The organism is Maribacter polysiphoniae, assembly GCF_003148665.1.
Classification (GTDB): domain Bacteria; phylum Bacteroidota; class Bacteroidia; order Flavobacteriales; family Flavobacteriaceae; genus Maribacter_A; species Maribacter_A polysiphoniae.
Genome location: NZ_QGGQ01000002.1, coordinates 511856 through 526121, shown reverse-complemented (window position 1 = coordinate 526121; position 14266 = coordinate 511856). Strand labels below are relative to the sequence as shown.

At 42.6% G+C, this 14266-nt stretch carries 9 protein-coding genes; 4 read left to right on the top strand and 5 right to left on the bottom strand.

Annotated elements, in window-relative coordinates; genetic code table 11:
• Positions 1 to 93: 93 nt before the first annotated feature.
• Both LX92_RS06575 and kdsA read right to left on the bottom strand, forming a co-directional pair.
• Positions 94 to 1704, bottom strand: coding sequence for a sulfatase family protein (locus tag LX92_RS06575; RefSeq protein WP_109649480.1), 1611 nt, complete (start codon positions 1702 to 1704; stop codon positions 94 to 96).
• A 39-nt stretch (positions 1705 to 1743) separates the two neighbouring features.
• Positions 1744 to 2565, bottom strand: a complete 822-nt coding sequence (gene kdsA / locus LX92_RS06570) for a 3-deoxy-8-phosphooctulonate synthase (RefSeq protein WP_109649479.1) — start codon at positions 2563 to 2565, stop codon at positions 1744 to 1746.
• Between the two features lie 165 nt (positions 2566 to 2730).
• Between kdsA and typA the strand changes: the two genes are divergently transcribed.
• Positions 2731 to 4527, top strand: coding sequence for a translational GTPase TypA (gene typA, locus LX92_RS06565; protein WP_109649478.1), 1797 nt, complete (start codon positions 2731 to 2733; stop codon positions 4525 to 4527).
• A 122-nt stretch (positions 4528 to 4649) separates the two neighbouring features.
• Entirely contained in the window at positions 4650 to 5555 is a 906-nt protein-coding gene (locus tag LX92_RS06560) for a LolA-like protein (protein WP_109649666.1), read from the top strand.
• 33 nt (positions 5556 to 5588) lie between these two features.
• Here LX92_RS06560 and ppgK read toward each other — a convergent pair whose 3' ends face one another.
• Entirely contained in the window at positions 5589 to 6350 is a 762-nt protein-coding gene (gene ppgK / locus LX92_RS06555; protein ID WP_109649477.1) for a polyphosphate--glucose phosphotransferase, read from the bottom strand.
• A gap of 134 nt (positions 6351 to 6484) precedes the next feature.
• A complete protein-coding gene (locus LX92_RS06550; protein WP_109649476.1) occupies positions 6485 to 6793 on the bottom strand; it encodes a hypothetical protein in 309 nt (102 codons plus the stop codon).
• Between the two features lie 467 nt (positions 6794 to 7260).
• On the opposite strand from LX92_RS06550, the gene LX92_RS06545 reads away from it, so the two are divergent.
• Positions 7261 to 10176 (top strand): PEP/pyruvate-binding domain-containing protein, encoded by a 2916-nt coding sequence (locus LX92_RS06545; protein ID WP_109649475.1) that lies wholly within the window; start codon positions 7261 to 7263, stop codon positions 10174 to 10176.
• Positions 10173 to 11435 (top strand): serine hydrolase, encoded by a 1263-nt coding sequence (locus LX92_RS06540; RefSeq protein WP_109649474.1) that lies wholly within the window; start codon positions 10173 to 10175, stop codon positions 11433 to 11435. Before LX92_RS06545 ends, LX92_RS06540 begins: the two co-directional genes overlap by 4 nt.
• Here the strand turns inward: LX92_RS06540 and LX92_RS06535 are convergent.
• Positions 11432 to 14248 (bottom strand): MFS transporter, encoded by a 2817-nt coding sequence (locus LX92_RS06535; protein ID WP_109649473.1) that lies wholly within the window; start codon positions 14246 to 14248, stop codon positions 11432 to 11434. The two genes, LX92_RS06540 and LX92_RS06535, sit on opposite strands and share 4 nt — an antisense overlap.
• Positions 14249 to 14266 lie beyond the last annotated feature (18 nt).

Sequence of the window (14266 nt, the reverse complement as noted above, 5' to 3'; positions counted from 1 at the left end):
CCTATGGTTCTAGGATGAGGTATCCCCGTAGTGGTGCTTTTCCATATTGAAAGGGTTTGGAGGTATTGGTTTTACTAAAACCATCCACACAATCTAAGGTTCAATCCAACCTTCATCCTTGTACAATTGTAGGTAGCCATTGCTAAGTGAATCAGAATCCTTGTATTTTTCTCGGATGGCATCCAATTTCAATTTCATGTCCGTTTGGATCTTTGAATACCCAGGTTGGTCATAGACATTATGGGTTTCATTGGGGTCTTTTTCGCGATCGTACAATTCCCATTCATCCACATCATAATAAAAATGAATCAACTTGTACTTTTTTGTGGCAATACCGTAATGTCTTTTTACGGCATGTTCGGCCGGGTATTCATAGTAATGGTAGTACACGGCATCACGGTCCCATTTTTCCTTTTGGCCCATTAGTAAAGGAACGAGGCTTTCACCTTGCATATCGCTGGGGGGTATTACGCCCGCAATCTCCAGAAAGGTCTGGGCAAAATCCAAATTTTGTACCATTTCATCCGAGGTGGTCCCTGGGGTGATTTCATTGGGCCACCGGATCAACAAAGGCGTTTTGAATGATTCGTCGTACATAAAACGTTTGTCGAACCATCCGTGCTCCCCCAAATAAAAACCTTGGTCCGAAGTATAAACGACAATGGTATTGTCAGAAAGTTTTTCTTCATCAAGGTAATCCAATAAACGACCGACATTTTCATCAACGGCTGCAATGGTTCCTAGATAATCCTGCATGTAGCGTTGGTATTTCCAAACCATAAGGGTCGAATCGTTCATGGTCGGATAAGTATTTTTGAATTCCTCGTTTATCGGGTTGTATATGGCATCCCAGGCGGCTTTCTGGGTGGGGTTCATTCTTTCCAAGGGGTCGTGCAATTTGCGGTCTTCAATCTGTAATTCCTCTATAACCTCGGGGAGTACTTTGTTGTCGTAATTCAAGACCATATGGTTCAGGATATTCATCTCGGCCGTTTTGGCTGCCTCACCACGTGTTTTATAATCATCGAACAAGGTTTCGGGCAAAGGAAAGGTCTTTTGGGTGAATTCCTTGTAATGTCGCTCAGCCGGCAACCATGATCTATGGGGGGCTTTGTGCAAGTACATCAATAGAAAAGGTTGGTCAGGGTTTCTTCGTTTCTTTAGCCAGTCCAAGGTCAAGTCGGTAATGATATCGGTAACATACCCCGTAATCGTCGTGTCGCCTTTTGAAGTGATGAATTTTGGGTTGTAGTAATCTCCCTGCCCGGGAAGTATCTTGAATTCATCAAATCCTTTTGGGTTATTGCCAAAATGAAGTTTCCCGAACATGGCGGTCTGGTAGCCCGATTTTTGGAGAATTTGTGGAAAGGTGACATTGGTGGTGTCAAAAGGGGAGCGATTGTCGATTTTCCCATTCATATGCGAATGTTTTCCTGTCAGGATTACGGCACGTGATGGAGCGCAAATGGAGTTGGTGACGCAGGCATTGCCGAATAGCATTCCCTCATCGGCAATCCGATCGATGTTCGGTGTTTGTATAAGTTGGTCGTTATAGGCGCTTATTGCCTGGTAGGCATGATCATCGGACATGATAAACACAATATTGGGTCTGTCTGTCTTGGGTAGATCCGTTTTTGGTTGTGCGCAGGCATTGGCCAGAAAAAGGAAAAGAATAAAAATTGAATAGGCACAAAAGCGTTTCATGGGCTGGTTTATTAGATGCCTCAATGTACGCAATTTGTATTATTTTAGAGCATTAACGGTCTTCCGAAGTGCCATTAAATTGGTCAATAATTTTTCCAAATGGTCTAAATGTAGCATATTGGCCCCATCGCTTTTGGCATTGGCAGGATCAAAATGCGTTTCTAGAAAGAGTCCGTCTACCCCCGTGGCAATACCTGCCCGGGCAATGGTCTCTATCATATTGGGTCTGCCTCCTGTAACCCCGGAAGATTGGTTGGGTTGTTGCAAGGAGTGTGTTACATCCAAGACTACGGGGGCGTATTGTTTCATGGTGGGGATTCCCCGAAAATCAACGATCATATCCTGATAACCAAACATGGTTCCCCGATCGGTAAGCATAACCTGTTCATTCCCCGAATCCGTAACTTTCTTAACAGCGTGTTGCATGCTTTCCGGACTCATGAACTGTCCCTTTTTCAAGTTCACCACCTTACCTGTTTGGGCTGCTGCCACTACCAAATCGGTCTGGCGAACCAAAAAAGCGGGAATCTGTAAGACATCAACATATTCGGCCGCCATTTGGGCGTCTGATATTTCGTGGATGTCGGTTACCGTAGGCACTTTGAAAGTCTCTGATACCTTTCGCAAAATCTTTAGCGCTTTTTCATCGCCTATTCCGGTAAAGGAATCCACTCGACTGCGGTTTGCCTTTTTGAAACTTCCTTTGAAAACATAAGGGATTTCCAGTTTATCGGTTATCGTAACGACCTTTTCGGCTATGCGCAAGGCCATATCCTCACCCTCAATTGCACAGGGACCGGCAAGTAGAAAGAAATTGTTGTTTGTGGTATATTTTAATTGTGGAATTGCGTCAAGTTTCATGGCATACAAATTATCGGTCCAAAGATACGGGTTTTTGGTACTAAATATTCTTGATTGAACTCACTCAGAATCAATTAAATAAGAATTAAGGTTCTTTTGTGATGAACTATAAAAAATAGCAGTATCTTTGCGCGCTGAAAATAGCCAAGCTATTAAATAAAAGTTATGTCAACAAAGAATATCGCGATAATCGCACACGTAGACCACGGTAAGACCACCTTGGTGGATAAAATTATGCATCATTGTCACCTGTTTAGGGACAATCAGGACACAGGAGACCTGATTTTGGACAATAATGATTTGGAACGTGAACGTGGAATAACCATTGTTTCAAAAAATGTTTCTGTAGTCTATAAAGGTTCCAAGATCAATATTATCGATACCCCTGGTCACGCCGATTTTGGTGGTGAGGTAGAGCGTGTATTGAACATGGCCGACGGTGTGTTGTTATTGGTTGATGCTTTTGAAGGGCCTATGCCACAAACGCGATTTGTATTGCAAAAGGCTATCGACCTTGGTTTGAAACCTTGTGTGGTGATCAACAAGGTAGATAAGGAAAACTGTACCCCTGAGGAAGTGCATGAAAAGGTATTTGATTTGATGTACGAATTGGGTGCCGAGGAATGGCAATTGGATTTTCCAACAGTGTATGGTTCAGCCAAGAATAACTGGATGAGCGATGATTGGAGAAATGAAACAGATTCCATTGAGCCGTTATTGGATATGGTGGTAGAACATATACCCACATTTGAACCAAAAGAAGGGAATACCCAGTTGTTGATTACCTCATTGGACTTTTCTTCCTTTACGGGTAGGATCGCGATCGGTAGGTTACAACGGGGAAGCCTAAAGGAAGGGCAACAGATTTCTTTGGTAAAACGTGATGGTAGTATCGTAAAATCAAGAATAAAGGAATTATTCACTTTTGAAGGCCTTGGAAGATTAAAGGTTAAGGAAGTAATAACCGGTGATATCTGTGCGATTGTTGGTCTTGAAGGTTTTGAAATTGGGGATACCATTGCCGATTTTGAAAATCCTGAAGCTTTAAAAACAATTGCTATTGATGAGCCTACCATGAGTATGCTTTTCACTATAAACGATAGTCCGTTTTTCGGGAAGGATGGTAAATTTGTGACTTCAAGACATATCAAGGAGCGTCTGGAAAGGGAATTGGAAAAGAATTTGGCGCTTCGTGTTGAAGAAACCGATAGTGCTGATAAGTTCATGGTATTCGGCCGTGGGGTATTGCACCTTTCGGTATTGATTGAAACCATGAGAAGGGAAGGTTATGAATTACAGATTGGACAACCCCAAGTGATCATAAAGGAAATCGATGGTGTTAAATGTGAGCCCGTTGAGCGTTTGACCATTGATCTACCAGACGAAGTTTCGGGTAGGGCTGTTGAAATGGTATCCATCCGTAAAGGGGAAATGACCAGTATGGAAGCTAGAGGCAACCGTATGCATTGTGAGTTCATTATTCCATCAAGGGGTATCATCGGACTGCGTAACCAGTTATTGACCGCCACAGCAGGTGAGGCGATCATGGCGCACAGGTTTTTCGAATACCAACCGATGAAAGGTGATGTGCCTCAGCGACAAAATGGTTCTTTGGTCTCTATGGAGACCGGAAAGGCCATTCCTTACTCTATTGATAAATTACAGGATAGGGGTAAGTTTTTTGTGGATCCGGGAGAAGATATCTATGAAGGACAGGTTATTGGTGAAAATTCACGTGGTGATGATATGACCATCAATATCACCAAGACCAAAAAATTATCCAACGTACGTTCCTCAGGAGCTGATGATAAGGCCAAAATTGTGCCTGCCATTAAATTCTCTTTGGAAGAGGCCTTGGAATATATTCAGAAGGATGAATATGTTGAGGTGACCCCAAAATTCTTGAGATTACGTAAAATATATTTGACAGAAGTGGATCGTAAGCGGAATAAGACCGCTTAGAGCTACTTGGTGTTATACCATAAAAAAGGCCCTGATGATACCGTCAGGGCCTTTTTATTGCCATAATTTGAAAGCTAATAGGATTGGATACGACTGAATCCTTTAAATAATAAATGATTTTTATGAAAGTAATGATAATGGGCGTGTTGGCCATGGTAGTTTTACTGTCTTCATGTAAGGAACAATCCAAAGAAGAAAAGCGGGCGGTACAGGAAACAAATCAAGTAATGGTCCAAGATTATACGATTCCTGAATCGTGGGTTAAGAACCGTGTTTCAAAAGCGAAAGTAAAACTGGGAAAATCCGAGGCGGGAAAAATCGTTTGGGCAGCGATGGAAGCACATGGCGGATTGGATAATTGGTATGGTAATGGGGCGTTATCCTTTCGTTTCAATTATCAGCCTTTAGGGGGTAATACGCCCCGAGATAGTTATCAGGTCCTGGATGTATGGCGTAATAAGGCTGTTCATACGAGTGTTACCGACAGTACGGCCAAATATGGTTGGGATGGCAAAACCGCTTGGGTAGTGGCGAAAGATTCCACGGCCTTTGCATACGATACCAAGTTTTGGGCATTGACACCACTTTATTTAATGGGCCACCCTTTTGTTTTGGATGGGGAAGGTGTGAATTTGGAATTGTTGCCCGAAGTGACCTATAAGAACAAGACCAATGATGTCGTAAAGGTAACTTTCGAAGCAGGTACGGGAGATGCCCCGGATGATTATTATATTTTGCAATTTGATAAGGAAACACATTTATTGACAGCAAACAGGTATATTGTTTCCTATCCTGAATATTTTAAAAATGGTGGTCACAATCCTGAAAAATTCATGGAAGTAGGGGAATTGGCGGATGTAAGTGGAGTACTATTGCCAAAAGAATTGAAAACCCATTGGACGACAAAAGATGGTATGCCAGGTGAGTACGTTACTCAAATTGATATAACCGATATCCATTTTGTGAAAGATATAGACGATGCTTTCTTTGCGGTTCCTGAAAACGCAATTATAAAGAAAGGCCTTTAAAAAAAGCCTTTCTTTTATGGATTGATTTGTTTTTTATTCCTTGATGAAGTGTTTCGGGGCATGGTGCATGGCAGCTGCTGCTGCACCTATAATGCCCGCTTCATTGCGCAGTTCAGCAGGAATTACAGGAGTGCCGATAGTGATGCACTGTTTAAATTGATTGAATTTCTTTGAAGTGCCACCACCTAAAATGATCAGGTCAGGGGAGACAAGTAATTCTACAAGTCCCAAGAAGGTATTAAAGCGTTTCCCCCATTTTTCATAGCTGAGTTCTTCACGTTCCTTAGCGGCAGCGCTTGCCCATGACTCGATTTTTTTAAACTTTTTATAGGGTATTTGGCCGAGTTCAAAATTGGGGATAAGTTCTCCGTCCAAGAAGGCCCCACTGCCCAATCCGGTACCAATGGTAATCATGATTACCAGGCCTAATTTTCCTTTGCCAATACCATAGTTCATGGTGGCATATCCCGCGGCATCGGCATCATTGATGACCGTTACGGGTAGGCCGGTAGCCTCGGCAAACAATTCCTGAACATTTATGTCCAGCCATTTCTTATGGAGATTCCCGGGTGATTTACAGTAGCCATTTTTTATCACTGTAGGGAAGCCTACGCCTATCGGCCCTTTGTGATTGAAATGTTGAACAAGTTCATTGACCACGATGGCCATTTCCTTGGGTTTTCTAGAAGGTGGGGTCGGTATACGATACCTTTCTGTCAGCATTTCACCCGTAAGTGAATCAACCAATGCACCTTTCATTCCAGAACCTCCAATATCAATACCAAGAACTACCATTTTTATTTTTTACGTTTCATTCGCAAAGTAATAAAAAGAATCGGGGATAGGAAAAGAGGTTTGTTGGAAATTGATTTGAATGGGGATTTTAGAAAAATATGGATAAAAAATAAGGGGCTCAAGGCCCCTTATGATTATTGTTTCAATTTTAATCCAGTAATGGTGTTCACACTGATTTCCTCATCAAGGTCATCAGTTTCAGTCTCGGATATATAGGTAATGATAAAGGTTTGCCCTTTGTATTTGGCATCAGAGAGGTCAAAACTGTTAAGGGCATCTTCACTAATATGCTGAAATTCATTTGAAAATCCGTCAGCATCGGTGAAATAGTAGATTCCGTCTTCAATGCCATCAAAAGTGGCGGTCATTTTTTCTGTTTCTTGAAGGGTTGCACCACCAAGGTTGGAGACGATTAAAAACAAGGTTATAAAAAGTGTTTTCATAATAATGGGTATTACATAATGAATGATTAATAAAAAGAGAATAGGATCCTATTGAAAGTTAAACCTCATTCCGGAAGTCCAACCCAACTAAGGAAATTTACCTCACTTGGGAATTAGAAAGGAAGGGAATGTGATATATCAAATCCGTTAAAACGGAAGTGGCCGGCATCCTGTTTTCTTGAATAAAACCGGACGACAGTGAAGTGCGAATCGAACTACCTAATGATAGGTGTGGCCCAATGGTTTTCATACTGTGACGAAAGCAAAATTAGTGTTGCTTTTGTACCACAAATGAAATACAATTTTTTGAATTATTACTTTTTTTTATGATTTTTTTGTGTGCAAAGATTAGTCTTTAAATTATTGTTTTTCAATAAGATATATCACTATTTTTGGGTGTTGTGTCTTTTGGTTGGTTTTTGCCCTTAAATAGACATTACTTTTAGGCTGAATTAAAAGGAAACCTTATGGCATCAAAATATTTTTGTCTTTTTATCTATACTTTTTTTGGTGTCTTTTCCCTCTTTTCCCAAGAGTCGGGCACCAGGAATAAACTTGCCGGGCAGGTAGCATTATACAAGTCTGATTTGAGAGGACCTTATAAGGACATTCGTTGGTTTTGTACCGATGGCAGTATACGTGCCCCAAAGGATCCCTGCCCAGACAATATAGGTCCTGGAGTACAACATGCCCGATATAAGGACGAGGTGATTGCTCTGGGTAAGGAACACCACATTTATTTGGGTCAAATTTTGGCGTATACCGATGTTGATGTGTTTTGGGACACCGATGTTAACCACTCTCGATTAAAACAGTACCAGCTTGATAAATATCTCAGGTCTGTCGATGATGGTTGGATACTCCGAAAGGGACAATTTTACCGCGGTGCCATACAAGTAGAGGATGAGGAAGCTTGGGGTATAGCCTTTTATGAATGGTTGTTGGCAAAAGACGATGTCTTGAAATCGGAATATTTTTTAATACGGCAATCCTTGAAGGATATTCCCCATAGTGGGGACAATGATCTTGCCCAAAAAATGCGTAGCCAGTCCAAAGTCATCTCGGACGAGTTGAATGGGTTTATGGATTTACGGGTGAAGATCCATGGGCAACCTGAAGTAACCGATATTGATAAGGTAAAAACGTTTCGACAAAAGAATAGCGCAAAAATCACCCCAGCTTTGAATGCAAAGTTTGATGGACTCTTGGCCACGATGACCACCTTCTTCAAACCCGTTGATTTTGCGAAGCTTCAACAAAAGGTACCGCTGCTTAAAGGTACGCTATTGGGAAATTCCTTGGATGAATTTGTGGCCAACACTTTAACAGAAACAACCCCCTCAATTATGGTATCGGAAGCTTCCCAGTTAATCCTTGATATCCGTGAGGGAATTCTGAACGAGAAACGGCCATTGGCCCGACTACAGTTGTTGGATGTTTCCTTGAAGTTGGAAGAACTGATCTTTAAAAACGCCCAACAATGGCAGCCTAAGGATGTAAAGGAGCAACTGGAAAAAATATGTTACCTCGGAACGGCATCAACTGGAGCGGGTTATTTGGAACTTTGGGAATGGACGCAGATACAGGGGGCACTAAGCCAGTCGGAAAAGGCATCAATGTCGCTTGCCGAATTGACCACTGTTTTGGAAACTGCCCGTGGTGCGGTTGAATGGAGTGCGGCCATGGTAAAGGCAAATTATCAGCAAGTAGTGGATACCTATGCGTCCTTTGAACCTTTGACATATGGTTTTATTGATGATCGTATCCGCGGGTCCATTGCATTGCATTTGGGAAAAAGTGTTGGTGAATTGGGCGATTTTATTGCAAATGCGTCTGCCCTGGCCAATAAGGTTATGGATATCCCCAATCAAAGTGCCATAAGGGGGCTTAATCCAGGTTATGCTTTCGGGGAGTTGGTCGTGGTGACCGGATCGCCCGAAGAGGTCGAGGTATCCTCGGATAAAATTTACATTTTTCAAAGGTCTCCCTCCGATTTGAAACCGGTGGCGGGGATTGCCACCGTGGCAGAAGGGAATATGGTCTCCCATGTACAATTACTGGCACGAAACTTAGGGATACCCAATGCGGCCTTGTCCGGTGAAAATTTACAAAGCCTGAAGCAGTACAATGGACAGATGGTTTTTTACGCCGTTTCCAATAAGGGAAATGTAATCGTGAAGCCAGAATCACAAATGACACAGGAAGAACATGGACTTTTTACAAAAAAAGAGCGAAGCAGTGAAAAGATTGAGGTTCCCATTGGTCAAATCCGTTTGGATCAAACCGAAATTTTGAACCTTAGGAGTGTTGATGCCCATGATTCGGGTAAACTGTGTGGGCCGAAAGCGGCTAATTTAGGGCAGTTGAAAAAAATGTTTCCAGATAAGGTCGTAGAAGGTCTGGTTATTCCATTTGGGATTTTTAGGGAACACATGGATCAGGAAATGCCAGGACAATCTGTTTCCTATTGGAAGTTCTTAAATCAGATGTTTGCCGATGCGGAAAGATTGCTTGGGAACCACATGTCCGAGGTCGAGGTCGAAAAATATCAATTGGAACAATTGGAAATCTTGAGGGAGGCCATTAAAAAGATGACTCTAAAGCCTGGATTTTTGACTCAATTGGATACGGATTTCCATGCGGTTTTCGGACAGTCCTTGGGTGAAATCCCCGTGTTTCTTAGAAGTGACACCAATATGGAGGATTTAAAGGATTTTACTGGGGCAGGGTTGAATCTGACATTGTTCAATGTCCTGGATCGGGATAGGATTTTAAATGGCATCAAGGAAGTATGGGCTTCCCCCTATACAGAACGCAGTTTCAAATGGCGTCAAAAATATTTGTTGAACCCGGAGAATGTTTTTCCGTCAATTCTGGTGATACCTTCTGTGGATGTTGATTATTCAGGCGTATTGATTACCAAAGGAATTAATTCGGGGGACGAACAGGACCTTACCATCGCTTTTAGCCGAGGGGCCGGCGGGGCGGTAGATGGACAGTCTGCCGAAACTTATACCATTTTCCATGATGGGGGCTACCGACTTTTGGCACCGGCGCGGGAAACCTATTTCAACAGGTTGCCGAAAACCGGGGGCACAGGAAAGAAAACCGCAACCTTTGACAAGGCCGTCGTCAATGAACAGAATATCGATGACATTCGAAAATTGTCCCAGATTATCCGTAAAACCCTTCCAGAGGAAACAAAATCGGATTACAATGGGGCCTATGACGTAGAATTGGGTTTTCAGAACAACAAATTATGGCTGTTCCAGATTCGGCCATTTGTTGAGAATAAAAAAGCATTGGGTTCTGGGTATTTGGAGTCCATTACCCCAAAAATCGATGCGACCAAAGAAATTTCACTCTCAAAAAACCTCAAATGACCAAACCCTTTATTTACATCGTTCTTTTTGTTGTCTGTTCCGCATTCACAACCTTGCATTATTACCCCATTGATGGTTACGGGCAGACCGGGATAAAACGTTTAAAACGTTTGGAACTCATCAAAAGTGGTGAGATAAAGAATGCCACCCCATTGCCCGCGGGGGCTATGAAGGCATACAGTGAGATTGAATTGAACCTCCTTTCGAGAAATCAGGATAGTGCTACGGCCTTAATGACCATAGACGCTGATTTCCAAAAGGAAATAAACAACTTATTCCGGGGGTTGGATAAAAGCTATTCCTTGACCGTAGTCGATATCTCTGATGTGGAGCACCTTAGGTATGCCCAACGAAATGAAACTTCGGGCTATCAACCTGGGAGCGTTGGTAAATTGGCCGTATTGAACGGACTCTTTGTACAACTGGCCAAAATATATCCGGATTCCTGGGATAAACGCACCGAGCTGTTACGGAACAAATCGGTACAAGCTGGGGTTTGGGGACTTACCGACGAACATACCATTCCAATTTACAATATAGAAAAGAATACACTGGTAAAAAGACAGGTGATAGCCAGTGATGTTTTTTCCCTCTATGAATGGACAGACCATATGCTATCGGTCAGTAATAACGCTGCGGCAAGCATTGTGTGGCGCGAAGTATTGCTAATGGCCGCTTTTGGGGAGAAGTATCCCGACCTGACCCAGGAGGAAAGCGATGCCTATTTTAAGGACACCCCCAGAAAGGAATTGACCGATCTAGGTAATGATGTCGTAAACCTCCCATTACGTGATTTAGGGATTACCGCCGATGAATGGCGATTGGGAAGTTTTTTTACCCGTGGGGCCAACACCTATGTGGGTGATAAGGGGGGAAGTATAGGAACCCCTTTCGGATTGATGAAATTCTTGATCCAATTGGAACAGGGTAAGGTAGTGGATGAACAAAGTAGTTTGGAAATGAAACGATTGCTGTATATGACCGATCGTCGAATACGATACGCACAGGCACCCGCCTTAAAAGAGGCTGCCGTATATTTCAAATCGGGTAGTCTTTATAAATGCGATCGAAGCAAGGGGGAGGCCTGCGGTAAATATATGGGGAATGTCACGAACTTCATGAACTCGGTGGCCATAGTGGAACAACCTGACAATTGCAATTATATGGTGGTACTGATGACCAACGTACTACGGAAAAATTCCGCTTCTGACCATATGTATTTGGCAGGGAACATCGATAAGTTGATACGAATGAACTAGGACGGGTATTGAAGCGCCTCAATGGCATCCTGGGCAAACGTCCGTAATTTGAAATCATCACTTTTAACTTCCTTTTCGACCATGGGAAGGTATTTTTTGTCTTTTTGATGCTTGATCAAAAAGAGAACGGCCAGTTTTATTTTTTGATCGTTTCCCTGTAGAAGAAATTGAAAACACTCCATTTCCGTGGGAATTTTATGTTTTATTTTTTGTAGTTCCTCCTCGGAAGATATTTCCAATGCTGAATCCTCGATGATGGGCAATAATTTTCGTTTCAAATCCCCGGTTAGTAGATTGTCCAAGAATTCAATGGCATTGGTTTGGGCCTCCTGTTTATCACTGCGTAATCCCTCGTACGCAATTTCAACATCCTTTTGTTGGTAGCGCAACCCTAAAAGTTTAAAGATACGTTCGAGTCCGGCATCCAACCGACGTTCCAGGAGTTCCAATAGACTGGTACGGGCATCGCGCTCCTTGTCACTGATCTCTTTTCGGGATTTTTTACGGTTCCTATACGAGATGATGATTTGGGTATGCATGGCAGCTAGGGTCTGGTGATATAGTTTGCATTCCTCGAAAATTTGGGTAACCACCTGGTGTCGGTTGAATTGAAGTTCTGGATTGGTTTTTCGAATATCACTTAAGGCCCGAATCGTTTCCAACCGTATGCCCAAATCGGTATCGTTCAAAAGTAGCAATAAGGTGCGTACGGATTCCTGTGTTTTGAACGATTTGATCACAAGGGGGATAAACCGGCAGGTATTCAAAGGTGTTGTTCGTTCTTTCAATATGTCGAGAAGTACCCCGATGACATTTGAACCATAATTATGTAGGGAAACAATTGCTGGGGTGCGTAATGATTTATTGGGTAAGAAATCGATTAGGACGGGGATAAATGAAGGGTGCATGGTCTTTCCCAAAGCTTCAATCGCCGTTTGGACAATGGTAATGTCATGATGCTTCAAATAGGATAGGATAAAAGGGTAAAAACCCGGAATATTTGCAATTCCAATGGTTTGCAAGAGCATGCCCAGGGAAGCGGTTTGGTCCGAGGCCGTTTCAAGACGTTCTATTCTTCGTTGGATACGCTCTTCTAGTTTGTACGATATTCTCAAGGGATGGTTGTCACGTGCCTCACGTGCAAGGCAATAGAGTGCGGCAGCGGCAATCTTTTCATTGGGGTGATCCAAATACCGGTCGTAGACCAATCGGCTATCTTTTTCGGCATGTAACAAAAGGTATTCCAAACTTGCCAATGTCAATGCCTCATCATCGGTATTTAGAAGGTCCGAAATATTGGTGGCCATTGTGGAATTATTTAAAAAATAAAGGTTTTGTATGGCCGCTGTGCGTACTTTGGTTGAAGGGTGTGCAAGAAGCTCGAGGACATCATTTTCAAATCTCCTGTCATTGATTTCCATTAATTTTTCGAGCATGAATAGGATTTGCCCTTCGGTACCATTCTTAAAAACCGTGCGCATGCCGGTTATAACTGAAGTTCTTTTGATACGCTTATTGGTTTTGCCTGTCCGTTCAGTAATCAGTTCCAAATTGTCGCGAAAGGTTTTGTAGTATTCCTTTCGTACCTGAAGAATAAAGAAAAGCCATAGTCCCACCAGTAAAATAATGAGTACCGCAATATAGAAGGAAGGCAGATCAAGACCACGGACTACAAAAATCAGGAGAAAACCGGCAATTCCCGTTGCAATACTATCAACCACAACGTCTATAAACGATTTGGTCTTGTTCTTCAATTCAAAGGGCAACGGCAGGGCCAAAAGTTCGGTGGCACTTTTGTTGACGGATTGTTTTAAGATACCATCCATTGCCTTTATCACCACTACGGCGGAAAGCTCTGGAAGAATCAGGAAAAGCAGTGATCCACCAAAAATACCCAGGGGTAATAAAAGAAGGGAGAAACCAACCCCCCAAACCCCAACAATCCTATGGGTGAAAAATAACTGTATCGCCAATGAGAGTAAATTGAATGTGGAAAACCAAAACGCAAAGAACGATGTCAATTCATCCGCATCTATAATCGCTGCGGCCGCAAAATCGCTAAAGAGGTAATCCACCAGTTTGGCCACCAGCACGCTAATAGCGACAATCAGTGCTATGTAGGTAAGATGTCTTGATTGCCGAATACGTCTTAAAGGCCTTTCAGGGCTAGTCGCCGTTCGCTTCTTTTCCTTGAATTTCCCCAGTTTTTTCACCCGTGATTTCCAGATACGGCCCAGAAGGGGAATGCAGGATAAAAGTAGAAAGGCAGCCAAGAAAATCAGATTTTCATTACCGATAATTGGGGCAAGGATAGAAGTAAGGTATCCTCCGAAAATCCCCCCTAAAATGGCTCCAGAGCCTATAAAACCGAATAATCGTTTGGCTTCCCTGACATTGTAAACCAAATTGGCCAGAACCCAGAATTGGGAGGCGGATAAAACCGCATAAATAGCTACCCAGACATAAAAGAAATACAAGAGCCATCCGCTCACGATCCCTAATTTCAAAAGAACACCCAAGCCAATTAAAACCACTACCGAGGTGATCAGGGTGATCTTCACTATTTTATGAAGGGAAAATCGGGCCAAGGCCTTTGAATAGAAAAAAGAGCTAATTACCGCGGCAATCGAGACCCATAAAAAGGCATAAGGCAATTGTTCTACCCCAAGCTCAGAAAGAAACAGTGCATTAACGGTTGGCTTAATGATCAGTAAAACGGCTATAATCAAGAAAATATAGGACAACATCAGAAGTGAAACCTTGAATTCCCCTTCCCGTACATCAAATACTTTCTTGATTATATTTTGGAGCATGCTTCTTTTGGCCCTTGA